Origin of the sequence: Streptomyces fructofermentans (assembly GCF_014651055.1) — a bacterium.
Classification (GTDB): Bacteria; Actinomycetota; Actinomycetes; order Streptomycetales; family Streptomycetaceae; genus Streptomyces; species Streptomyces fructofermentans.
Genome location: NZ_BMWD01000008.1, coordinates 258,414 through 280,838 on the forward strand (window position 1 = coordinate 258,414; position 22,425 = coordinate 280,838).

At 72.6% G+C, this 22,425-nt stretch carries 20 protein-coding genes; 12 read left to right on the forward strand and 8 right to left on the reverse strand.

All coding sequences use genetic code 11. The features are described from left to right. Positions 1–15: 15 nt before the first annotated feature. Both urtA and IE265_RS14375 read right to left on the reverse strand, forming a co-directional pair. Positions 16–1,239 carry an urea ABC transporter substrate-binding protein gene (urtA, locus tag IE265_RS14370; protein WP_190035978.1) on the reverse strand — a complete coding sequence of 408 codons (1,224 nt, stop codon included), beginning with the start codon at positions 1,237–1,239 and terminating at the stop codon, positions 16–18. A 324-nt stretch (positions 1,240–1,563) separates the two neighbouring features. Next, entirely contained in the window at positions 1,564–2,676 is a 1,113-nt protein-coding gene (locus IE265_RS14375; RefSeq protein ID WP_190035906.1) for a substrate-binding domain-containing protein, read from the reverse strand. Between the two features lie 134 nt (positions 2,677–2,810). Between IE265_RS14375 and IE265_RS14380 the strand changes: the two genes are divergently transcribed. The 3 genes from IE265_RS14380 (at position 2,811) to IE265_RS14390 (ending at position 5,934) form a co-directional block, all read left to right on the forward strand. Continuing rightward, positions 2,811–3,257, forward strand: coding sequence for a MarR family winged helix-turn-helix transcriptional regulator (locus IE265_RS14380; RefSeq protein ID WP_190035907.1), 447 nt, complete (start codon positions 2,811–2,813; stop codon positions 3,255–3,257). Between the two features lie 253 nt (positions 3,258–3,510). Next, positions 3,511–4,398, forward strand: coding sequence for a glycoside hydrolase family 19 protein (locus IE265_RS14385; protein ID WP_190035908.1), 888 nt, complete (start codon positions 3,511–3,513; stop codon positions 4,396–4,398). Between the two features lie 171 nt (positions 4,399–4,569). Next, the gene (locus IE265_RS14390) at positions 4,570–5,934 is read left to right on the forward strand and encodes a phosphoinositide-specific phospholipase C-related protein (protein ID WP_190035909.1); all 1,365 of its coding nucleotides are present in this window, start codon (positions 4,570–4,572) and stop codon (positions 5,932–5,934) included. A gap of 49 nt (positions 5,935–5,983) precedes the next feature. On the opposite strand, the gene IE265_RS14395 is transcribed toward IE265_RS14390, so the two are convergent. Next, positions 5,984–6,694, reverse strand: coding sequence for a dienelactone hydrolase family protein (locus IE265_RS14395; protein WP_190035910.1), 711 nt, complete (start codon positions 6,692–6,694; stop codon positions 5,984–5,986). 292 nt (positions 6,695–6,986) lie between these two features. On the opposite strand from IE265_RS14395, the gene IE265_RS14400 reads away from it, so the two are divergent. Then, positions 6,987–7,397, forward strand: coding sequence for a VOC family protein (locus IE265_RS14400; protein ID WP_190035911.1), 411 nt, complete (start codon positions 6,987–6,989; stop codon positions 7,395–7,397). Between the two features lie 257 nt (positions 7,398–7,654). Beyond that, positions 7,655–8,719, forward strand: a complete 1,065-nt coding sequence (locus IE265_RS14405; protein ID WP_190035912.1) for an adenosine deaminase — start codon at positions 7,655–7,657, stop codon at positions 8,717–8,719. Between the two features lie 27 nt (positions 8,720–8,746). On the opposite strand, the gene IE265_RS14410 is transcribed toward IE265_RS14405, so the two are convergent. After that, positions 8,747–9,643: a LysR family transcriptional regulator gene (locus tag IE265_RS14410; RefSeq protein ID WP_190035913.1), complete on the reverse strand. Its 897-nt coding sequence runs from the start codon at positions 9,641–9,643 to the stop codon at positions 8,747–8,749. Positions 9,644–9,758: 115 nt separating this feature from the next. Between IE265_RS14410 and mgrA the strand changes: the two genes are divergently transcribed. Beyond that, entirely contained in the window at positions 9,759–10,757 is a 999-nt protein-coding gene (gene mgrA / locus IE265_RS14415; RefSeq protein ID WP_190035914.1) for an L-glyceraldehyde 3-phosphate reductase, read from the forward strand. A gap of 100 nt (positions 10,758–10,857) precedes the next feature. Here the strand turns inward: mgrA and IE265_RS14420 are convergent, their stop codons facing one another. Further along, positions 10,858–11,145, reverse strand: coding sequence for a DUF1905 domain-containing protein (locus IE265_RS14420; protein ID WP_190035915.1), 288 nt, complete (start codon positions 11,143–11,145; stop codon positions 10,858–10,860). A gap of 73 nt (positions 11,146–11,218) precedes the next feature. Beyond that, positions 11,219–11,602: a nuclear transport factor 2 family protein gene (locus tag IE265_RS14425; RefSeq protein WP_190035916.1), complete on the reverse strand. Its 384-nt coding sequence runs from the start codon at positions 11,600–11,602 to the stop codon at positions 11,219–11,221. 547 nt (positions 11,603–12,149) lie between these two features. On the opposite strand from IE265_RS14425, the gene IE265_RS14430 reads away from it, so the two are divergent. From IE265_RS14430 to IE265_RS14445, 4 genes are all read left to right on the forward strand, one after another. Continuing rightward, complete coding sequence (locus IE265_RS14430) at positions 12,150–12,560, forward strand: hypothetical protein (protein WP_190035979.1); 411 nt, start codon at positions 12,150–12,152, stop codon at positions 12,558–12,560. Positions 12,561–12,634: 74 nt separating this feature from the next. Further along, complete coding sequence (locus IE265_RS14435; protein ID WP_190035917.1) at positions 12,635–14,971, forward strand: ABC transporter ATP-binding protein/permease; 2,337 nt, start codon at positions 12,635–12,637, stop codon at positions 14,969–14,971. Between the two features lie 12 nt (positions 14,972–14,983). Beyond that, positions 14,984–16,366, forward strand: coding sequence for a hypothetical protein (locus tag IE265_RS39290; RefSeq protein ID WP_373302952.1), 1,383 nt, complete (start codon positions 14,984–14,986; stop codon positions 16,364–16,366). Then, complete coding sequence (locus IE265_RS14445; protein WP_190035918.1) at positions 16,366–17,391, forward strand: serine/threonine-protein kinase; 1,026 nt, start codon at positions 16,366–16,368, stop codon at positions 17,389–17,391. The genes IE265_RS39290 and IE265_RS14445 overlap by 1 nt, the downstream gene beginning before the upstream one ends. 122 nt (positions 17,392–17,513) lie before the next feature. On the opposite strand, the gene IE265_RS14450 is transcribed toward IE265_RS14445, so the two are convergent. After that, positions 17,514–18,818: a streptophobe family protein gene (locus IE265_RS14450; protein ID WP_190035919.1), complete on the reverse strand. Its 1,305-nt coding sequence runs from the start codon at positions 18,816–18,818 to the stop codon at positions 17,514–17,516. Positions 18,819–18,983: 165 nt separating this feature from the next. On the opposite strand from IE265_RS14450, the gene IE265_RS14455 reads away from it, so the two are divergent. Then, a complete protein-coding gene (locus IE265_RS14455; protein ID WP_190035920.1) occupies positions 18,984–20,297 on the forward strand; it encodes a DUF6777 domain-containing protein in 1,314 nt (437 codons plus the stop codon). A 436-nt stretch (positions 20,298–20,733) separates the two neighbouring features. Here the strand turns inward: IE265_RS14455 and IE265_RS14460 are convergent, their stop codons facing one another. Continuing rightward, on the reverse strand, positions 20,734–21,567 hold the full coding sequence (locus IE265_RS14460; RefSeq protein WP_229916183.1) for a class I SAM-dependent methyltransferase: 834 nt from the start codon (positions 21,565–21,567) through the stop codon (positions 20,734–20,736). A 212-nt stretch (positions 21,568–21,779) separates the two neighbouring features. Here IE265_RS14460 and IE265_RS14465 point away from each other — a divergent pair, with 212 nt between their 5' ends. Next, complete coding sequence (locus IE265_RS14465; RefSeq protein WP_190035921.1) at positions 21,780–22,262, forward strand: VOC family protein; 483 nt, start codon at positions 21,780–21,782, stop codon at positions 22,260–22,262. The last annotated feature ends 163 nt before the right edge of the window (positions 22,263–22,425 follow it).

The following is a 22,425-nucleotide window of genomic DNA, read 5'->3' on the forward strand; positions in this document are numbered from 1 at the left end:
CCCCCGCGCGGACGGTCAGGAGAGGCCGGAGGCCCAGGGGTAGCCCTTCAGGTACGGGTCCGGCTTGATGGCCTCGCCGGAGTCCCACACCTGCTCGATCAGGCCGTCCGTGCCGATCCGGCCGATCCGGGCCGTCTTGTGGATGTGCTGGCTCGCGCCGTCGACGGTGACCCTGCCCTCGGGGGCCTCGAAGGTGATGCCGTCGGAGGCCGCCCTGACCTTCTCCGGGTCGAAGGACCCGGCCTTCTCGACCATCGCCTTCCACAGGTACACCGAGGTGTACGCGGCCTCCATCGGGTCACTGGTCGGCTTGTCCTGGCCGTACTTGTCCTTGTACGCCTTCACGAACCTCTCGTTCGCGTCGCCCTCGGTCGTCTGGTAGTAGTTCCAGGCGGTCAACTGGCCCGCGAGGTACTGCGATCCGATGGACTTGACCTCCTCCTCGGCGATGGACACCGAGACCACCGGCATGCTCTTCGCGGTCAGCCCGGCGGACTTGTACTCCTTGAAGAAGGCCACGTTCGAGTCGCCGTTCAGGGTGTTGAAGACCGCGTCGGCCCTCGACGCCTTCACCTTGTTGGAGATGGTGCTGAACTCCGTGGAGCCGAGCGGCGCGTAGTCCTCGCCGAGCACCTTCATGCCGTTGGCCTTCGCGTAGGCCTTGATGATCTTGTTGGCGGTGCGCGGGAAGACGTAGTCGCTCCCCACGAGGTAGATGCGCTTCCTGCCCTGGCTCTTGAGGTAGTCGAGCGCGGGGACGATCTGCTGGTTGGTGGTGGCGCCGGTGTAGAAGATGTACGGCGACTCCTCCAGGCCCTCGTACTGCACGGGGTAGAACAGCAGGGACTTGTTCTTCTCGAAGACGGGCTTCACGGCCTTGCGGCTGGCGGAGGTCCAGCAGCCGAAGGTGGCCGCGACCCGGTCCTCCTTGATGAGCTTGCTCGCCTTCTCGGCGAACGTGGGCCAGTCGGAGGCGCCGTCCTCGCTGATGGGCCTGATCTGCTTGTCGAGCACCCCGCCCGAGGCGTTGATCTCGTCGATCGCCAGCTTCAACGAGTCGCGGACGGTCACCTCGCTGATCGCCATGGTGCCGGACAGCGAGTTGAGCAGGCCGACCCTGACGGTGCCGCCGCTCGTGTCGGCCTTCGCGGCCTTGTCGGACGAGCCGCCCGCCTCGTCGGTCTTGGCGCCGCACGCGGAGAGCGCGACGACCGCGGCGAGCGCGGCGGCACCCGCCACGACCTTGCGCCGGGAATACCGGAAGGCGCCGGAACTCCTCGAACCGCCGGAACCCCTGAAATCGCTGGAACCGCTGGAACCGCTGGAACCGCTGGACAAAAGTACCCCCTCGGGCTGGGAGGACGACCTCCTCCTGAAGTGCGGTCCACAGCCTCAAGTCGCCCTGTTTCCAAGGTGTTTCGCGGTACTTTCCCGGCGGTATCTTCCGACTCTCAATGGGCAACAAAAAATGCCAGGGGCGGAATTCGGCAGATGAATTCACAGTTCGCCCGAGGCATTCTAATTACTTCCTGCGGGAAGTATCTTCGCCGAGGCGCCGGAGTGTCAAGGGCGCGTGGGGCGCGGATCGAGTTGCGCCACGACGTCGAACTCCACACCGTCCGCCCGGGCCAGGTAGATCCGTTGACGTACGTGGCCGCCGCGCAGGTGGAGCAGCCCGCGCGGCCCCTCGTAGGAGACGGTGTCGGCCTTCGCGCCGATCGCCGACACGTCCAGGGTCCTCGCCCGGTCGATCAGCGCGGCGAGCAACAGCACTCCCTCGTAGCAGGATTCGCCGAGGCTCCCGAGGGCCGGGGCCTCCACCCCGTACCGCCCGGCGTACTGGCCGTGGAAGTCAAGGGTGTCCTGGTTGGCCAGCGAGGCGAAGAAGCCGGCCGTGCTGTAGAGGCCCGACGTGGCCGTGGGACCCGAGGCCATCAGCATGTTCTCGTCCATCAACGTGCTGAGCCGCAGGCAGCGTTCCGCCAGCCCCGAAGCGGCGAACGCCCGGTTGAAGCGCACCGCGTCGCTGCCCACCAGCAGCATCAGCACCGCGTCCGCGTCGGAGTGCTCGATCCGGCGCAGCACGCCGTCGAAGTCGTGGGTGCCGAGCGGGAGGTACGCCTCGGCGCGCACGGTTCCGCCCGACTCGCGGGCGTAGCGGTGGGCCGCCCGCGCGGTCCGGCGGGGCCACACGTAGTCGTTGCCCACCACGAACCAGCGGCGCACGCCGTGCTCGCGGGCCAGCAGGTGCACGGCGGGCCGCAGTTGGTCGTCGGGCGTCTCGCTCGTCAGGAACACCCCCGCCGTGTCCTCACCGCCCTCGTAGAGCGCCGTATACACGTACGGCACCCGGTGGGCGATCCGCGGGGCCAGCGCCCTGCGCACCGAGGAGATGTGCCAGCCGGTGACCCCCTGGACGGCGCCCAGGTCCACCAGGGCCTCGACGTCGCGGGCGACGCGGTGCGGTTCGGCGCCGCCGTCGACCGGCAGCAGTCGCAGTTCCCTGCCGAGCACCCCGCCCTCGCGGTTGACCTCCTCGGCGGCGAGCCGCGCGCACAGTTCGCAGGTGGGTCCGAAGATCCCGGCGGCGCCCTGCATCGGGAAGACGAGCGCCACACGGACGACCGAGTCGTCGGTCGTGCACCAGTCGAGCGGAGGCGGGTCGAGCCGGACCATGCGGTCATGATTCCGGGAACCCCCGGTGAACTCCAATCCGTCTCGGGGTCCGGTCCGCTCCGCGTCGGCGCGGGGGGAATCCGTGCGGGATGCGGGACTTGTACGATGTGCTGACCCCGGGAGCGAGGAGCAGGATGCCGACCCCACCTCCGCGTCGGTCCGAGGACCTCGTGCACCTCCTGACGCGCGCCGAGAGGCTGGCCGCCCGCCGGCTCCAGGCCGCGACGGAGGAGCACGGCTGCTCACTGGACGCCTGGCGAGTGCTCGGCCTGCTCTCCGACGGGCGGGGGCATCCCATGACCGCGGTCGCCGAAGCCGCCTTCCTGCCGCCCGCGACCCTCACCAAGCTGGTGGACCAGCTCGTCGACCAGAACCTGGTCCACCGGCGGGTCGACCCCCTCGACCGGCGGCGCATCCTCGCGCACCTCACCCCGCGCGGCGAGACCTACTGGCGGCGCGTGGACCGGGAGGTCCGCGCCGGCTGGCCGGAGTTGAGCGAGGGCGACGACGCGCTCCTGCGGGGGCTGCTGCGGCGGTTGGTGGACACCCTCGAAGGCGCTGCCGCGGAGTCCTCCGCCTGAGCGCGTCCTGTTCCAGCGTCACCGGAAGGCGGTTCCGGAGTAAGCGCCGGGCCGAACCACCGCCGTGCAAAAGGCGGTTGATTGGTCTACACCCTTGACTGGTACAGACCAAAGCGGTTGAGTGTGCTTCCACACCCCCCACCACGGCCGGCCCGTACGCCGTGGCCGGCCCGGCCGGCGCGTGCGTACCAGCCCCAGCCCCGCTCTGCCCCCGTACGGGTGCGGCCGTGCTCCGTGAAGGAGTTGGTCCCCCATGTCGAGGCGCCGTATCTCAGCGTTCGTGGCCGCGGTCGTCGTCGGAACCGCCGCGCCGGTGCTCCTGCCGGCGTCGGACGCGTCCGCCGCCGCCTGTTCGAGCTATCCGAGCTGGCAGGCGGGCCGGTCGTACGTCACCGGCAACATCGTCCGGTACACCGACGGCAAGGCCTACATCGCCGAGCACGACAACCCGGGCTACGACCCGATCATCAGCACCTGGTTCTGGGAGCCGTACGCCTGCGACGGAGGGTCCACCAACCCCTCCGGATTCGTCGTGAGCGAGGCGCAGTTCAACCAGATGTTCCCGAACAGGAACTCCTTCTACACCTACAGCGGGCTGAAGGCCGCGATGAGCGCCTACCCCGCCTTCGCGAACACCGGCAGCGACACGGTGAAGAAGCAGGAGGCCGCGGCCTTCCTCGCCAACGTCAACCACGAGACCGGCGGCCTGGTCCACGTCGTCGAGCAGAACACCGCCAACTACCCCCACTACTGCGACTGGGGCCAGCCCTACGGCTGCCCCGCCGGCCAGTCCGCCTACTACGGCCGCGGCCCGATCCAGCTCAGCTGGAACTTCAACTACAAGGCCGCCGGGGACGCGCTCGGCATCGACCTCCTCAACAACCCCTGGCTGGTGCAGAACGACTCCGCCGTGGCCTGGAAGACGGGCCTCTGGTACTGGAACACGCAGAACGGCCCCGGGTCGATGACCGGCCACAACGCCATGGTCAACGGCGCGGGCTTCGGCCACACGATCCGCAGCATCAACGGTTCGCTGGAGTGCGACGGCAGGAACCCCGCGCAGGTCCAGAGCCGCGTCGACAGCTATCAGCGGTTCGTGCAGATCCTCGGCACGACGCCGGGCGGCAACCTGTACTGCTGACACACGGCGCCCGCACCGCGCACGGCCGCGGGGCGGCGGCCCGATGTCGCCGCCCCGTACGGCCGGTCAGTAACTTGACCAGTACATACCAAGCCGATTGAGTGTCCCGCGCAGACCCCCCGTACCCGGCCGCGCCCCGGCGCCGCCGCGCTGCAGAAGGGACCCGACACCATGCGGATCCACCGCCCCCTGCTCATCTTCGCCGCCACCGCGGCGGCACTGGCCACCGTGCCGGCCGCACCCGCGCGGTCGGCCGACGTGCCGACCGCGGGCACGTTCTACGTCCAGAGCGCCGTCACCGGCCTCAACGCCGCGGACAGCGGGGGAGCGGTCGTCCAGCACAACCCCAGGGGCAACGAGGACCGCCAGCAGTGGAGGCTGCGCCCGGGCGGCGGCGCGTACGTCCTGGAGAGCACCGACACCGCGGGCAGTTGCCTCGGCCGCTCCGGCGGCCGGGCCGGAACCGTGAACTGCGCTGCGGCCGAGGCCCCGTGGGAGATGTCCTCCGCCGGTGCCGACCGGTACCGGCTGAAGGTCCCGGGCTCCGACCGGTACCTGAGTCTGGGCGCGAAGCCGTCCGGCGCCACCCACCCGGCCGAACTCGTCCTCGCCGGCGCGGGCGAGGACGCGAACTGGTACCTCACGCCGGTGACGTCACCGACCGCCCCGATGCCGGCGCCGGACCTGCGCACGCTGGACCAGGTCACCTTCCTCACCTCCCACAACGCCTACGCGAACGGTGTGGACGGCGGATTCGCGCCGCCCTTCGTCAACCTCGTGCCGAACCAGACCCGCGGCATCAACCAGCAACTCACCGACGGCGTTCGCGGTTTCATGATGGACATCCACCAGACGCCGGACGGCGCGATCCTCTGCCACAACAGCTGCACCCTGGTCAGCCGGCCGGTCGCGCTCTGGGTGGACATCCAGCGCATGGTCGACTTCCTCAAGCGGAACCCGGACGAGTTCGTCACCGTGTTCCTGGAGGACTACGTGGACCCGGGGGTCCTGCGCGCCGAACTGGCCCGGGTGAACGGCCTGTCGGACGTCCTGTACCGCCCCGACCGGACGGGCGTACGAGCCGACGGCTGGCCGCGGATGTCCGAGCTGATCGCCGCGAACGACCGGCTGCTCCTGTTCACCGACCACAGCCGATCGGCCGACCAGTCCGCGGGCCTGACCCGCGACAGCTTCGGCGTGATGTACCAGCGCGAGTGGACCGTGGAGAACTACTGGTCCATGGGTTCCGGCCTCGGCAGCTCGGACTGGTCCTGCTACAGCCGCTGGTACGACGCCAACACCGTCATCCCCCTGAGCGCCACCGCACCGCCCTTCCGGCCCCTGTTCGTCATGAACCACTTCCGGGACATGGCGATCGCCTCGACGGCCGGCACCGACAACACCAAACTCGCCGACAGGGCCCAGCGCTTCTGCCAGCCCGCCGCCCGCAAGAAGCCCAACTTCCTCGCGGTGGACCGGTACGACCTCGGATCACCCGCCTCGGCCGTGGCGGCCCTCAACACGTACACCTACTGACGGCACGCCGCCCGGGCGCGACCCCGCCCGGGCGGTGCCCGCCCCCGGTTCAGCCCAGTCGCGCGTGGAGGAAGTCCACTGTGGCGCGCCAGGCCAGGGCGGACGACTCGGGGTCGTGGGCCTCCGGACGGCCGTCGTTGAAGAAGGCGTGGCCGGCCGGGTACACACGGAAGTCCGGGGTGATGCCGGACTGCTCGCGGATCGTGTCGGCCAGGGCCGCCAGTGAGTCGACGGGGATGCTGGTGTCGCGCTCGCCGTAGTGGCCGAGGATCTGCGCCCCGAGCCCGGAGAAGTCGGGTGCCTCGCCCTGGAGGACGCCGTAGAAGGGGACGGCGGCGCCGACGCGCGGGTCGGTGGCCGCCTGGTGCAGCACGAAGCCGCCGCCCATGCAGAACCCGACCGAGCCGACCTTCGCCGACGTGACCTCGAGCAGCGCCAGCAGGTGGTCGACGGCGCCGCTCAGCAGCTCGACACCGCGCGGCACCGGCAGGTCCCGCATCATGCGCAGGGCCTCAGCGCCGTCGTGGGCCACGTTGCCGCCGTACAGGTCCGGTGCCAGCGCCACGAAGCCCTCCTTCGCCAGGCGGTCGGTGACGTCGGCGATGTGGTCGGTCAGGCCCCACCACTCCTGGATCACGATCACGCCGGGGCCCCGTCCCGAGGGCGGCAGGGCCAGGTAGCCGTGCGCTGTCGTCCCGGCGCTCGGGAAGGTCACGTTCTGGTGGGCGGGGGCGCCGGTGGAGCCCGGTGTCTCGGACATGGTGTGTCACTCCTGTCGCTCGAACTCGTACCCAGCATGCCGGAGCCCGGTGCGCCCGAGCCGCGGCGGCCCCCGCGGGGCGCGGTCGCGCGGCCGGGGCGCCGGGACACGGGGGCGGGCGACGCGACGGGCAGGGCCCCGCGCCCGCAAGCCCGCAAGCCCGCAAGCCCGGGGCTCGGGGCCCGGGGGCCGGCGACCCGCCGGCCCACCGCGCGGGTCGCCGCCGCCGAGCACTCCCGGCGATGGCGTATCCTCGCGTGTTACGTATAACCCCGACCGGCCGGAGGCCTCGATGAATCGCATCGCCCTGGTCGCCCTCGTCGTCGACGACTACGACGAGGCGATCCGCTTCTACACCGAGGCGCTCGGATTCCGGCTCGCCGAGGACACCCCGCGCCCCGACGGCTCGCGCTGGGTCGTCGTGGAGCCCGGTGCCGGAACGCACGGCACGGCGCTCCTGCTGGCCCGGGCCAAGGACGAGGCGCAGCGCGCCCGGGTCGGCGACCAGACCGGCGGACGCGTGGGCTTCTTCCTGCACACCGACGACTTCGTACGCGACCACGCGCGGATGAGTGCCGCGGGTGTGACCTTCCTGGAGGAACCGCGGCACGAGGCGTACGGCTCGGTCGTCGTCTTCCAGGACCTGTACGGCAACCGCTGGGACCTGCTCCAGCCCGCCCCCGCCGAAGAGGCGGCTCCCTAGCCGGAGCCCCGGCCGGAGGCGCAGCCGGGGCCCGGGTCGCGAGGCCCACGGGTGGTCAGGCCCGGCCCCGGAGCCCGTCCGAGCCCACCGGTGGCCGCCGCGTCCCCGGATCGCCGCGCAATCCGCCCCGCCCGAAACCACGCACCCCGGCGGCAGCGCCCCAGGCGTTCGCCGCACCCGATCCACCGCACCCGATCCACCGCACCCGTTCCACCGCACCCGTTCCACCCACACAGAACCTGCCGAGGAATCACCGCATGACCGCGTCCCGCATCGACACAGACACCATCCGCCGGCTGCCCAAGGCCGTCCTGCACGACCACCTCGACGGCGGGCTGCGCCCCGCGACACTCGTCGAACTCGCCGACGCGGTCGGCCACACCCTGCCCACCGCCGACCCGGACGCCCTCGCCGCCTGGTACTACGAGGCGGCCAACTCCGGCGACCTGGTCCGCTACATAGCGACCTTCGAGCACACGCTCGCCGTGATGCAGACCCGTGAGGGCCTGCTGCGCACCGCCGAGGAGTACGTGCTCGACCTGGCCGAGGACGGCGTCGTCTACGCCGAGGTCCGCTACGCGCCGGAACTGATGCTCGACGGCGGGCTGACCCTGCCCGAGGTCGTCGAGGCCGTCCAGGAGGGACTGGCCGCCGGCATGGCCAAGGCCGCCGCCGCGGGCACGCCGGTGCGCGTCGGCACGCTGCTGTGCGGGATGCGGATGTTCGACCGGACCCGGGAGACGGCCGACCTGGCCGTGGCCTTCCGGGACGCCGGAGTCCTCGGTTTCGACATCGCCGGCGCCGAGGACGGCTTCCCGCCCGCCGACCACCTCGCCGCGTTCGAGCACCTGCGCTCCGAGAGCGTCCCCTTCACCATCCACGCGGGCGAGGCGCACGGGCTGCCCAGCATCCACCAGGCCCTCCAGGTCTGCGGCGCCCAGCGCATCGGGCACGGCGTCCGTATCACCGAGGACATCGTCGACGGCAAGCTCGGCCGCCTCGCGGGCTGGGTGCGCGACCGCCGCATCGCCCTGGAGATGTGCCCCACCTCGAACCTCCAGACGGGCGCGGCCACCTCGATCGCGGACCACCCGATCACCCTCCTGCGCGACCTGGGCTTCCGCGTCACCCTCAACACCGACAACCGCCTGGTGTCCGGCACGACGATGACCCGCGAGATGTCGCTGCTCGTGGAGGAGGCGGACTGGACCCTCGCCGACCTGCGCACGGTGACGGTCAACGCCGTCAAGAGCGCCTTCATCCCGTTCGACGAGCGCAACGCCCTCATCCGCGACGTGATCCTGCCCGGCTACGAGGTCTGAGCGGGCCCCCGCCCGGCCCGGGCGGGGTCAGGGGCGCGACAGCCCGTTCTGCGCCCCGTCGAGCAGGGACATGAGGGCGCGGGCCGCCGGACTCGTGGCCTCCGGCGGCGGGAGCATGGCGACGGTCTCGTACGGCGTGTCGGTGTCGGCCTTGAGGGGCAGGACCGGCAGCACCGGCCGCTTGTGGGCGAAGTGGCGCGGTACGACCGCGATGCCGAGGCCCTCCTCGACGAGGTCCAGGAGGCTGTGCACGTCGTTGACCTCCAGCGCGACCGTGCGGTGCACCCCGGCAGCGGCGAAGGCCGCGTCCGTGGTGCGCCGCGGGCCCCAGTCGGGGTGGAAGTCGACGAAGGCCTCGCCGCCCAGCTCGTCCGGGGTGACCGGGCCGCCGGTTGCCAGCCGGTGCGAGGGATGGCAGAGCACCGCCATCGGCTCACTGGTCAGCGGCAGGCACCGCAACTGCTCGGTGTCGGCGCGCGTCGTCACGGCGAAGGCCAGGTCGAGGCGGCCCGCGGCGACGTCCTCGGCGAGGGCGCCCGAGCCGGCCTGCCGCAGCTGGATCTCGACGTCCGGGTGCCGCCCGCGGAACGCGGCGAGGAGCCGTGCCACGGGCACCCCGGCGATGCACTGCTCGGTGCCCACCGAGAGCGTGCCGCGCAGCACGCCCTGGACGGCGGCCACCGCGTCCTGGGCCGCGCGCACCTGCGCGAGGATCCGCTCCGCCTCGGTGAGCAGGGCCCGGCCCGCCTCGGTCAGCGTGACCCGGCGGGTGGTCCGTACGAAGAGCGGGGCGCGCAGCTCGCGCTCCAGGGAGCGGATGGACGAGGACAGGCCCGACTGCGAGACCATCAGCCGCTCGGCCGCCCGGGTGAAGTGCTGGTCCTCGGCGACCGCGACGAAGTGCTGCAGATGACGCAATTCCATGATTGAGAAGCCTATCCGCTGAATCCCATCCGATTCTCCTGTTGGACCGCTGCCTACCGGACAGGCGAGAGTGGATGCCGGTCCTCATCCGTACCGATGCCTCCGGGAGAACGAGTTGTACACAGCACACACCGACCGTTACGCGGACATGCCCTACCGGCGCGCCGGGCACAGCGGCCTGCGGTTGCCCGCGCTCTCGCTCGGCCTGTGGCACAACTTCGGCCCCGACCGCCCGGTGGACACCCAGCGCGCGATCCTGCGCCGCGCGTTCGACCTGGGGGTCACCCACTTCGACCTGGCCAACAACTACGGCCCGCCGCCCGGCGCCGCGGAGTCGGCCCTCGGTGACGCGCTCGCGGCGGACTTCGCGCCGTACCGCGACGAACTGGTCGTCTCCACGAAGGCCGGATACCTGATGTGGCCGGGGCCGTACGGCGAGTGGGGCTCCCGCAAGTCCTTGCTGTCCTCGCTCGACCAGAGCCTGGGCCGCATGGGCCTCGACTACGTCGACATCTTCTACTCCCACCGTCCCGACCCGGAGACCCCTCTGGAGGAGACGATGGGAGCGCTGCACTCGGCGGTCCAGCAGGGCAAGGCCCTGTACGTCGGCGTCTCCAATTACTCGCCCGAGCAGACCCGCGAGGCCGCCCGCATCCTGGAGGGGCTCGGCACCCCGCTGCTGATCCACCAGCCGCGCTACTCGATGCTCGACCGGCGTCCCGAGGAAGGCCTCCTCGACGCGCTCGACGAACTGCGGGTCGGCTCCATCGCCTACTCGCCGCTGGAGCAGGGCCTGCTCACGGGCCGCTACCTGGACGGGATCCCCGAGGGTTCGCGGGCCGCGGGCGACAGCCCCTTCCTGAGCGCCGACAAGGTCACGGACGACCTGGTCGGGCATCTGCGCTCGCTCGACGACCTGGCCAAGTCCCGCGGGCAGTCGCTGGCCCAGATGGCGCTGGCGTGGGTGCTGCGCGGCGGCCGGGTCACCTCGGCGCTCATCGGGGCCAGCAGTCCGCGGCAGCTCGAGGACAGCGTGGCGGCCGTCCGCAACCTGGAGTTCTCGCCGGAGGAACTGACGCGGATCGACGAGATCGTCCGTCTGGCGACGGCGTAGGTCCGGCCGCTCCCGCGTGCCCTCGCCGGTGTCCCGTACGTACGGGACACCGGCGAGGGCACGTCCGTGCGCGGGGGCCCGGCGGGGCAGGGGGTGGGGCTCACTCCATGACGCGCTCCACCAGGCGGACGGTCACGGTGTCCCCGGCCTCCTTGCCGACGGCCCTGCGGACCTCGGCCTTCACGGGCAGTTTGTGGGTCCCGTCGCCGAGCGCCATGAACGAACTCCGGAAGGGGTGGCCGTCCACGGTTCCGCGCACCTTGACGAGACCGCGGGTGCCGAAGAAGGCCACGGACTCGGGCCAGACGAGATAGGTCCAGCCGCCGGGCTCGGGGCTTTTCCTGAGAACCGCGGTGAATTCCTTGTCCAGTGCGACGTCCTTGCCCATTTCCGCCTCCGCCTTCCCGGTGGTCCCCCCTCCACGAGACCACCGCTCGGCGCGGAATTCATCGCGGGCGGCGTCACGCCCCGGCGGGCACCCGGTCCAGGAACCCGTGCACGCTCCGTATCCGCCCGTCGCCGTCCAGAGTGATCACGTCGAAGCCGGCGACCGGGGCCGAGCCGTCGGCCGGGGCGACCAGTTCCCAGGCGAAGCGGGCGATGTCGTGGTGCCCGTCGACCGCTCCGGCCGGGCGGAAGGTGAAGCCGGGAAACCGCTCGTGGGCTGCGGCGATCAGGGCCGTGACGGCGTCGTGCCCGCGGACGTCGGCGAGCGGGTCGGTGTACCGGGCGTCCGCCGTCCAGCCGTCGGCCACGGCCTCGGCGAGCGCCTGTGGCGTGGTCGCGTTCCAGGCCTCGAAGTATCGGGCCACGGCGGTCTCGTAGCGGTCCTTGTGCGCGGACATGGGCGATCGGCCTCCAACTGGGGTCGTACGTGCTGGTCAGGGACCGGCCCCCGGGGTGCCGGGGTGCCGGTACCGCAACTCTGCCCGGCGTCCCGCGGCTCGTCGATTACCCCCGGGGTCATGCGCGGCAGGGGGGCCAAAATCCGGGCAGGACACGGCATTCCGGCCGCCTGGGCGCCGTGAATATGCCAAGAGACTGGCCGGAAAGACATGGTGACACTGTGTCAGGAGTGCCGATACTTGAAAACCGGGACCATTCGGCATCGGCGGCGCCGTCCGAAGGTCCCCCGGTCACCGCACAGCGAACCACCCAGTGGAATCCGCACGGCGAACCATTACTGGAAGAACGCACGGCGAAGCGCCAATGGGGAACCGTACGGCGAACCATCAGTGAGACGCACAGCGAACCACCCAGTGGAAATCCGCGGCGAACCGCGCCGGACCGCCGGTGAGCCGCCCCACGGAACAGCGCCATGTGCGTACGACGAGCGAGCCGCGGGACAGAAAGGCCCGACCGGCGGCAGGCGGATGCGATGGGGGAATGATCGTGCACGACGAATTCCTGTGCCATGTCACGGCGTACGGAGTGTGCGGAGGCATGTGGGTCGGAGTGCCGCTCGGCACCTACCGGGCCCCCACCCTGGCCCTCGCCCTGTGGTGGCTGCGCGACCGGGCCTCCTGGATCGCCGAACGCCTCGACCCCGATCCCGACGCGCCGCACTTCCCGCCGCACTCGATGGCGCCGGTCGCGGACACCGCGCCGGACGTGCCCGGGATGCTGCGCGCCTGGTGCGGCGACCCCACCCAACAGGAGCTGGCGGCCGACCAGTTGGCCGACGGGCAGCTCGTCCGCATCGCCACGGGGGACGAGACCACCGAGTACGAGCTGCTCGCCGAGTCGGTCGACGCCCTGCGCATGCAGCGCACCGCCCGGTTCCAGTCCGTGCCGGCCGCCTGAGCCGGGCCGGGAGCCGCTCGGGCACCCCTTCCGCCGATCAGGCGCATATCCGTACGAATAGCTAGAATTCTGGCATGGCACAGCGGTCAGCGGCGCCCGAACTCGTCCTGGAGACAGAGACGGGATCCACAGTGATGACCCCCGATCACGCCTACCATGTGGGGCGCGATCCGCTCAGCGAGATCTTCATCGACGACGCCCGGGTCTCCTGGCACCACGCGGTCCTGCGTCCCAATTCGGACCACTGGACGATCGAGGACGAGAACAGCACCAACGGCACCTTCGCCGACGGCCTGCGCGTCCACGAACGGGACGTCGGAGCCGGCAGCGTCATCCGCTTCGGCAGCCTCGCCGACGGACCGCGGGCCGTGCTCGTCGACCGGACCCCGCCGCCGGCCGAGCGGCCCTCCTCCGTGTCGATGCCGGCGGCCACCGGAACGTTTCGGCAGCCCACGACGGTGCGCCCGCTCCCCGCGCGCACCGTCCGGATCGGCCGCGGCGCGGACAGCGACCTGGTCATCGACGACCTGATCGTCTCCAGGCGGCACGCCGAACTGCGCGCCCTGCCGGACGGCACGTACGAGATCGCCGACCTGGGCAGCCACAACGGCACCTACCTCAACGGACAGCCCGTCGAGGTCGCCCGCATCTCCGAGGGCGACATCGTCGGCATCGGCCACTCGGCGTTCTGCCTCGTCGGCGACCAACTGCAGGAGTACGTCGACACCGGCGAGGTGTCCCTGGACGTCCAGGACCTGTCGGTCGCCGTCGACAAGGGCCGCAAGACCCTTCTCGACCAGGTGTCCTTCCCCGTCGGGGAGAAGTGCCTGCTCGCCGTGGTGGGGCCCAGCGGCGCCGGCAAGTCCACCCTGCTCAACGCGCTCACCGGGCAGCGCCCCGCCGACCGCGGCAAGGTCCTGTACGACGGCCGCGACCTGTACCGCGACTACGCGGAACTGCGCCAGCGCATCGGTCTCGTACCGCAGGACGACATCCTGCACGCCCAGCTCACCGTGCGCCGGGCGCTCACCTACGCGGCCGAGCTGCGCTTCCCGCAGGACACCGCGAAGGCCGAGCGGCTGGCACGGGTCGACGAGGTGATCGGCGAACTGGGACTCGAACAACGAGCCGGGCAGCCCATCCACAGCCTCTCCGGCGGCCAGCGCAAGCGCGTCAGCGTGGCCCTGGAACTGCTCACCAAGCCCTCGCTGCTCTTCCTCGACGAACCGACCTCGGGACTCGACCCCGGCATGGACCGCTCCGTGATGCACATGCTGCGCGGCCTCGCCGACGACGGCAGGACCGTCATCGTGGTCACCCACAGCGTGCTCAGCCTCGACGTCTGCGACCGGCTGCTGGTCCTCGCGCCCGGCGGCAGGGTCGCCTACTACGGGCCGCCCGACGAGACGCTCTCCTTCTTCGGCTACGAGCAGTGGCCCGAGGCATTCGAGGCCTTCGAACGGGACCACGACCGCGACTGGGCCGGCGAGTACCGCGGGTCGCCGCCGCACCGCCGGTACATCGTGAACTCCACCGCGCAGCCGAGGACTCCGCAGGACGACGCCGCCCCCGAGTCCGTCGTCCGGCCACCCAAGGCGCAGAGCTGGGGAGCCCAGCTCGGCACCCTCGTGCGCCGGTACGCGGCGGCACTCTCCGCCGACCGGACGTTCCTCGCCATCATGATCGCCCTGCCTTTCGTCATGGGCGTGATGGCCCGGGCGCTGGCGGGCAGCAGCCTGACGCGGGAGACGGCGATGAACGCGCTGCTCATCCTCTGCGTCGGCGCGGTCCTGACCGGCGCGGCCAACGCGGTGCGGGAACTGGTCAAGGAACGCGTGATCTACCAGCGGGAACGGGCCGTCGGCCTGTCCAGATCGGCCTACCTGATGTCCAAGGTCGTCGTCCTGGGCGCGGTCACCGTCGTCCAGGCGGTCGTCCTGACCCAGGTGGCCCTGCTGGGCGTCGACCTCAACGCGCCCGGCGGCGAGGGGGTGCTCATGCCGCCCCTCGTCGAGATCACCCTCGCGGTCGCGCTGCTCGCCTTCACCGCGATGATGCTCGGGCTCCTCGTCTCCGCGCTGGTGCGCAAGGAGGAGGTCACGATGCCGCTGCTCGTGCTCCTCGCCATCGTGCAGGTCGTCTTCTGCGGCGCGCTGCTGAAACTCGACGGGGTCCCCGGCGTCGAGCAGCTCTCGTGGCTGGTGCCCTCGCGGTGGGGGCTCGGCGCGATGGCCGGCACCATCGGCCTGTCCCGGATCGTCCCCGGGGAGCTGACCGGCGACCCGCTGTTCCGGCACTCGTCGGGCCTGTGGCTGCTGAACATGGGCATGCTCGTCGTGCTGTCGCTGGTGTTCGGCTACGCGGTCGCCCGGCTGCTGAGGCGGCACGAGCCCGAAGTCATGCGGAAGTAGGCGGCGGACGCGATGACGACGACTCCCGACTTCCGTCCCACGCATGTCGTGCCCGGGGACGGCCTGGCGGCCTGGGAGGCGCCCGACACCACCCGGCCCACGGTGCCCCTGGACGCGCTGCTGCCGGTACGGCTCGTCGAGCGGCGCGGCGACTGGGGCCACGTCGTGTGCGCGAACGGCTGGTCGGCCTGGGTCGACGGCCGGCTGCTGGTGTCCGTGCCGCAGGAGCCGCCCGCCGCGGGGCAGCCGCTCGCCCGCACCGCGGACCCGCGCCCGCTGCTCGCGCGCGCCGAGGAGGTGCTGGGGCGCTACCGGCGGACCGTCGAGGAACTGGCGTCCGGGCAGATCGACGGGGAGGCCTTCCACGGGCGCACGCAGGGCATGCGGGTCGGCCTGGTCGTCGACGGCGAGGCCTTGTGGCTGTACGAGGCCGAGCACGAGCGGTGGGTCTACTGCGACGGCACCCGTCTGAGCACGTACGCGACGCCCGGAGCGGGCGCGAGACCCGCCCCGCCCGTCTCCACCGACCCTGCCCCGGCCCGTCCCGCCGACTCGGCCCCGGCCCGTCCCGCCGACTCGGCCCCGGCCCGTCCCGCCGACTCGGCCCCGGCCCGTCCCGCCGACTCGGCCCCGGCCCGTCCCGCCGACTCGGCCCCGGCCCGTCCCGCCGACCCTGCCCCGGCCCGTCCCGCCGACCCGGCTCCGGCCCCTTCCACCGACCCGGCTCCGGCCCGTCCCGCCGACCAGGCTCCGGCCCCTTCCGCCGACCCGGCCCGGGCCCGTTCGGACCCCGCTCCGGACCGTCCCGACCCGGCCCAGGCCCGTTCCGAGGCCGCTCCGGCCGATCCCGAGCCCGCCCCGGTCCGTCCTGCCGACCCGGGGCCGGTGCGTTCCGCCGAGCCGGGGCCGGTTGGTGCCGCCGGTCCGGTCGAGCCCGCCACGGCCCGGCCGGTCGCGGCGGCTCCGGAGCCGACACAGGTCGTGACGCCCGCGGATGACGGTCCGGGCCACGTCGCCCCGCGGCCGGACGCGTCCCCGGACCGCGCCGCCGCACCGCGTATCGGCGGGGTCCCGCGCCCCGAGCCGGACCCGTCGGACCCGTCGCCCGGGCGTACCCCCGACGAGGTCCGCGGTGTTCCGGACCCGGAGCCGACGCAGGTGGTGAGTCCGGCAGGCTTCGAGCACGTCGGGGGCGTACGGCCGGCCGCGCCGGGTCCGCAGGCCGCCGGCCGGAGGGCGGCGTCGGCGCGTGACGACGAGCGGGATGACAGCAGCGGCAGTGGAGGCGACGGAGGCGGCACGGGTGGCACAAACGACAACGGCGACGGGGACGCCGGTGAGGTCGACAGGGGCCACGCCCCCACGCGGATCGTGACGGGCGAGGGTGACGGCTGATGCCGTCCGAGACGAACCTGCACTCCGGGCGGCCGTCCGACCTGGTCGGACGGCAGATCGCGGGCTACCGGATCGAGCGCGAGATCGGCCGCGGCGGGATGGCCGTCGTCTACCGGGCCAAGGACCTCCGCCTCGACCGGACCGTCGCCCTGAAGCTGCTCGCGCCGGAACTGGCCCGCAACGACACCTTCCGGAAGCGGTTCACGCACGAGTCACGGGTCGCCGCTGCGATCGACCACCCGCACATCGTCCCCGTCTTCGAGGCCGGTGAGACCGAGGGCGTCCTCTACATCGCCATGCGGTACGTCGCCGGCAGCGACCTGCGCCATCTGCTGGACCGCGAGGGTCCGTTGCCCGCCGGGGTGGCCACCCGTATCGCGGTCCAGGTCGCGTCCGCGCTGGACGCCGCGCACGACCACGGACTCGTCCACCGGGACGTGAAGCCGGGCAACATCCTGGTCGCGGCGGGCACGGACAGCGACCATCCCGAGCACGTCTACCTGACGGACTTCGGCCTGACCAAGAAGTCCCTGTCCCTGACCGGGTTCACGACCGTCGGCCAGTTCGTCGGCACCCTCGACTACGTCTCGCCCGAGCAGATCTCCGGCCGCCCGGTCGACGGCCGCTGCGACGTGTACGGCTTCGCCTGCGTCGTGCACGAGATCCTGGCCGGCCGCCCGCCCTTCCAGCGGGACGACGACACGGCGCTGCTGTGGGCCCACCAGTACGACGAGCCGCCCGCGCTGACGGAGCGCCGCCCGGACCTCCCCGCGGCGGTCGACGCGGTGATGGCGACGGCCCTCGCCAAGAGCCCCGACGACCGCTACGACTCCTGCCTCGCGTTCGTGGCCGCGCTCCGGGCCGCCGCGACCGGCACCGCGCAGCCGGGGCGCGCGCCGACCCAGGTGGACCTGCGGGTCGTCGGTGCGCTGGGGAGTCCGGGACCTCCGCCCGAACCGCCGGAGTGGGCCCTGCCGGTGTTTCCCGGTTCACCGGGACCGCGCCGGTACCCGCCGGGCGCGTAGGGGACGGCCGCCCTCGTACGACGAACGGCGGGGGAGCGGTGGGCCGTTCGGGTGGCGTACGGGAAGCATGGCCACGCATCCGTGAGCCCTTCGGCCGATCAGCCCCTCGGCCAGTGGGTCCTTCAGCCCTTCGGGGGCTCAGGGGTGCCGGGTGCGTCAGGGACCTCGACCTCGCCGTGCCGTTGTCTGCGCGACGCGAGCAGACCGCCGACGAGGCCGGTCACCAGCCCCCACAGCACGGCGAGCCCCAGGATGCTCCACAGGTGCGGGCGCAGGAACAGCTCGCCGGAGAGCCCGCCGCCGACGTCTCCGATGCCGAACAGCGACAGCCCGTAGTGCGCGTCGAGCCTGCCGAGGAGGCACACCACGAGGACGGTGAGCGCCAGCGCGACCGCCATGTGCACCGCGTGCCGCCACGCGGGTGTCCTCGCCGGTGATCGGGACGCCATCAGGAACGCGACGGCGAGCAGCAGCACGGCGTCGAACACCACGAGCCACCACACCCTGCCGTCCTGCTCCGTCAGCGTGCGCAGGTTGAGCGTCGACACGTCCGGGGTGCGCAGCACGGCGTCCAGCACCTGCGGCATCGGCAGTCCGAAGGGCCCGTCCACGCGGCCGTCCCAGGTGCCGCCCAGCCCGATCGTGAAGGCGAGCCAGACGACGTTGGGCAGACCGAGCAGGATCACTGCGAAGGTCTCCGCCGCGTGGCCGCGCGTCGCCGCCACCACCAGGGCGATCACCACGCCCACGGCGACGCAGGCCAGCAGCAGTACGACCATGGCGTACGCGGCGGGCCGTACCGACTCCTGGAAGCGCAGCAGCCGGGCCGGCAGCGGCGCGCCGGGCGAGACGAGCAGCGCGACGACGAGGACACCCGCCAGCCAGAGCAGGCCGAAGGCGAGCGTCTCGGCCACGTCGGCCTCGAAGCCGACCCGGGGCGAGCCGGCGCCGAGGAGTTCACCGATCTCGGAGATGGTCCCCTCGCCCAGGGAGATCGCGAAGGTCTGACTGGCCAGCAGGGCCGTACCGGTGAGCCCTGCGAGCCAGAGCACGGCGATGCGGCCGGCCCAGCCGGCCAGTTCAGGGGCGCCCGCGACCGCCCGGTGGCGCAGCGGACGCAGGAAGCCGGCCGCGATGACCAGGACACCCGTCAGCGTCACCGACAGGGGCGTGACGCTCAGCCCGGCGTTGGTCTCGGCGAGCACGCCGGCGTTCCCGCCGAACTCGACCGAACCGCCGACCGCGGTGACGACCGTGGCCGCGACGACGCGCGGGAACGCGTTGTCCGGCAGGTCCGCCGCTCCGGCGGCCCACAGGCCGAGGGCGGCGACGACCGCCATGGCGATCAGCCCGGCGACCACGGTCACCAGGGCCTGCACCCAGCCGTGGCGGGCGACTGCCTGGTCAGGCGCTTTCTGGAGGCTCACGCCGTTCACGCTAGGCAGGCCCGCGCCGGCGCGCCCGTCGGGTGGGCCGACCGGCGTCGGCTTGCGAGTGGTGCGGGATCGGAGCACACAATGGGCTCGTCGTGGAACAAAGCGGCGCCAACCTTCATAAGTGCCGCGGAATCCCTACGCAGGGAAGAAGAGCCCGTGAGCGTCGAACCGCCGTCCTCCGACCGTCCGACCGGACCGCCGTCCGGCCCCCTGTCGGGGCCGACCCGGCCCCATCCCACGCCGCCCCCGGGCGGCGGCACCCCGTCGTCGCCCCCGGCCGGCGGTTCCGGCGGAGGCCCGTCCGGTCCCATGGGCGGAGGCCCGGGCGGCCCCGGTGGACCGGACGGTCCCGACGGGCCGGCCCGGGGCTCCGGCGGAGGACCCGAACGGCCCTGGTGGAAGTCGATCCCGCGGATCGCCCTCATCGCCACGGCCGTGGTGGCCGCGGTGGTCCTGATCGTCGTCCTCACCCGCCCCGACGACGGCGGTTCGGAGGCGGGCGGCGAGGTCTTCCTCCAGGCCGCGAGCAAGACGGGCCCCGACCCGTTCACCGAGTCGACGGCCGAGAAGAGCTCCACCGAGCCCGTGACACCCTCGCCCGTGGACACCCCGGACTCGGGCAACGTGACGCGCGGCGTCGAGGGGTCGGCACCCGGTCTCTACGGCGGTACGCGCAACGTGGCCAGCTGCGACGTGGAGAAGCAGATCTCCGCCCTCCAGGACGCCCCCGCCAAGAACCAGGCGTTCGCCTCGGTCCTGGAACTCCAGCCCGGCGACGTCCCCGCGTACCTGCGCTCGCTCACCCCCGTGCAGCTGCGGATGGACACCCGGGTCACCAACCACGGATACCGCGACGGCAAGGCCACCAGCTACCAGGCCGTCCTCCAGACCGGCACCGCCGTCCTGGTCGACGACCGGGGTGTGCCCCGGGTGCGCTGCGCGTGCGGCAACCCGCTGCTGCCGCCCGTGGCGCTCAAGAGCACGCCCAAGAGGACGGGCGACTCCTGGGCGTCGTACGACCCGGCCAACGTCGTCGTGGTCACGCCCGCGCCCCAGGTCGTCGACGTCTTCGTCATGTACGACCCGGAGAGCGACGAATGGTTCGGCCGGGAGAAGGGCGACACCGGCGACAAGGACAAGAAGACCGACCCGCCGCCGGACCGGCCCTCCCCGTCCGTGAGTTCCACGTCCCCGTCGGACTCGACGTCGCCGTGCGTGAAGGAAGGCGAGAAGCCGCGCGACGGAGCGAAGCCCTGCCCCTCGAAGCCGTCGAAGCCGTCGAAGCCCTCGGACTCCTCGACGTCCCCGCCGACTTCCGCCCCCTCGGAGAAGTCCGAGCCGCCGTCGCCCGAGCCCCCGGCCTCCGACTCGTCGGCACCGGCACCCGACGGCGGATCGTCGGGTGTGACGACACAGACCGCCTCGGGCGATTCGGTCCCGGAGTCGGCCGCCACGTCCCCGGGACTCTGACCCCGCACGCCCCGGCCCCTCCTCGGACCCGGCGTCCGGGGAGGGGCGCGTCCGGCGGTCGGGGGCCGTAGGCTCGCGCGCCGCAAGCCGTGGCACCGCCGCCGGCCCGCGAGTACCCGGATCACCCCGGCACCCGTGCTCCCGCCGGGGGCGGACGCCGGCAGCCCGAGCCGTCGCCCCCGCCGGGGTCGGCCGCACCCGGGCGCCCCACCGGTCGCCGAACCCGGCTTCGCCGCATGGCGGCCGCACGGCACCAGGCCGTGTGTTCGTGGACGCGTACGCCACCGCGCGCACCGTCGACCCGGAGGCCGTGCACCGCAGGCTGGGGCTGCGGCGGGCTGACGGTTCCCCGTGGTGAGCCCCCGGGCGGCGCCCCGTCGCGCGGCGGGGGCAACGGCCCCCCGTTGCCCGGCGGTCCGGGCCGCCCGGTGGCCGGTCAGCGGGTCCCGTCGTTGCGGACCAGGAGCAGTTCGTGCAGGTACCGCTTCGTGACCGAGCCCCCGTGACGGGTGTCGATCAGCTCCCGGATGTCGTCCAGCAGGCCGCGGCGGGCGGCCGGTTCGAGCGCGCGGTGTCCCGAGTACGTCAGCAGGACGTCGATGTAGTCCCGGGCCGTGTAAGTGATCTCCCTCGGGAACCGCAGCGACTCGACCGGTCCGAGTTCCGCCAGTTCCGCCAGTTCCGCGGTGTCCGTGGCCGTCCTGTCCTCGCCGACCAGCCGGAGCCCGGGCGGGGTGGCCGGGTCCCAGCGCTCGTAGCACTCCTGGACCTCGCGGAAGAAGTCGCCGCTCCCGCCCGCCACATGGTGGGTCGTGACGAGCGCGAGCGTGCCGCCGGGCCGGAGCGCCCGCGCCGCCCTGTCGAGCCCTGTCCCGGGCGTGAGCCAGTGGAACGCCGTCGCGGCCGCCATCACGTCGAAGGGCTCGTCCGGCAGGGGCCACCGCTCGAAGTCGGCCACCTCGACATGCGCGCGGGGGAACGCCCGCAGTCTGCGCCGCGCGACGGCCGCGAGTGACGGACCGAGTTCCACGGCGGTGATCCGGCAGCCCCACTCGGCCAGGGGCACGGTCAACTGTCCCGTTCCCGGGCCCACTTCGAGGACCCGGCTGTCCGGACCCAGACCGGTCCGCTCCGCGAGCGCCCGTACCAGGGCGGGCGGATAGGCGGGCCGCGCCCGGTCGTAGCGCTCGGCGTCCTCGTCGAACGTGCCGCGCAAGGACGTCACGCGGCACCGGCCCATGGCCGTGTCCGGGATGTCATGGCCGACCATGCTAGTTCCGTCGCGCGCGGTCCCGCGAGGGGGCGCGGGGGACGGAGCCGTCGGGAGGGACCGGCGGGATGGGTGGCAGGCGGTCACTCGTAGGGCGGCCGCCGGAGCCGCTGCCCGGGACACCGATGAGTTTCGGGGCGAGGATCGGTCCAAAGGGACGACAGCACGTTCCGCCCGGCCTCCCGGCCGGGACTCCGGCCCAGGAGGTTCCCATGGCAGCCGACGGTTTCACCACGTGTCTCTGGTTCGACAACCAGGCCGAGGACGCCGCCGCGTTCTACGTCTCGGTCTTCAAGAACTCCCGCCTCGGCCGCGTCGAACGCTACAACGAGGCGGGATACGGCGAGCCCGGTGCCGTGATGACGGTCGAGTTCGAGGCCAACGGCCAGAAGTTCGTCGGGCTGAACGGCGGCCCCCAGTTCACGTTCAGCGAGGCCGTGTCGTTCCAGATCCACTGCGAGGACCAGGCCGAGGTGGACCACTACTGGGCCGTGCTCAGCGAGGGCGGAGGCGAGACGGGCCCCTGCGGCTGGCTCAAGGACCGGTTCGGCGTGTCCTGGCAGGTCGTCCCGAGCAGGCTGTACGAGCTGATCGGCGACCCGGACCCGGAGAAGGCGGCCCGGGCCACCAAGGCGATGCTCGAGATGTCCAAGCTGGACATCGCGGAACTGGAGAAGGCGTACGCGGGCGAGTGAGCCCGCCGCCGCGCGGGCGACCCGGACCGCCGGGTGGCGACGGGCGGGCATCCGGTCCACCGGGCGGGCGCGCCCGGCGGGCGCAGCCGTCCCGTCCTGCGGAGACGGGCATGCGGGGGTGGACGTACGGGGTCGGTGCCCCCCGCTGGACCGTGCCGCACGC

Excerpts from the sequence above, each read along its gene's own strand:
- IE265_RS14405 (WP_190035912.1), top strand. The coding sequence starts at position 7,655 with ATGACCGCGTCCCGCATCGACACAGACACCATCCGCCGGCTGCCCAAG.
- IE265_RS39290 (WP_373302952.1), top strand. The coding sequence starts at position 14,984 with ATGACGACGACTCCCGACTTCCGTCCCACGCATGTCGTGCCCGGGGAC.
- IE265_RS14390 (WP_190035909.1), top strand. The coding sequence starts at position 4,570 with ATGCGGATCCACCGCCCCCTGCTCATCTTCGCCGCCACCGCGGCGGCA.
- IE265_RS14445 (WP_190035918.1), top strand. The coding sequence starts at position 16,366 with ATGCCGTCCGAGACGAACCTGCACTCCGGGCGGCCGTCCGACCTGGTC.
- IE265_RS14385 (WP_190035908.1), top strand. The coding sequence starts at position 3,511 with ATGTCGAGGCGCCGTATCTCAGCGTTCGTGGCCGCGGTCGTCGTCGGA.
- IE265_RS14380 (WP_190035907.1), top strand. The coding sequence starts at position 2,811 with ATGCCGACCCCACCTCCGCGTCGGTCCGAGGACCTCGTGCACCTCCTG.
- IE265_RS14435 (WP_190035917.1), top strand. The coding sequence starts at position 12,635 with ATGGCACAGCGGTCAGCGGCGCCCGAACTCGTCCTGGAGACAGAGACG.
- IE265_RS14425 (WP_190035916.1), bottom strand. The coding sequence starts at position 11,602 with ATGTCCGCGCACAAGGACCGCTACGAGACCGCCGTGGCCCGATACTTC.
- IE265_RS14375 (WP_190035906.1), bottom strand. The coding sequence starts at position 2,676 with ATGGTCCGGCTCGACCCGCCTCCGCTCGACTGGTGCACGACCGACGAC.
- IE265_RS14395 (WP_190035910.1), bottom strand. The coding sequence starts at position 6,694 with ATGTCCGAGACACCGGGCTCCACCGGCGCCCCCGCCCACCAGAACGTG.
- IE265_RS14420 (WP_190035915.1), bottom strand. The coding sequence starts at position 11,145 with ATGGGCAAGGACGTCGCACTGGACAAGGAATTCACCGCGGTTCTCAGG.
- IE265_RS14410 (WP_190035913.1), bottom strand. The coding sequence starts at position 9,643 with ATGGAATTGCGTCATCTGCAGCACTTCGTCGCGGTCGCCGAGGACCAG.
- IE265_RS14460 (WP_229916183.1), bottom strand. The coding sequence starts at position 21,567 with ATGGTCGGCCATGACATCCCGGACACGGCCATGGGCCGGTGCCGCGTG.
- IE265_RS14400 (WP_190035911.1), top strand. The coding sequence starts at position 6,987 with ATGAATCGCATCGCCCTGGTCGCCCTCGTCGTCGACGACTACGACGAG.
- IE265_RS14465 (WP_190035921.1), top strand. The coding sequence starts at position 21,780 with ATGGCAGCCGACGGTTTCACCACGTGTCTCTGGTTCGACAACCAGGCC.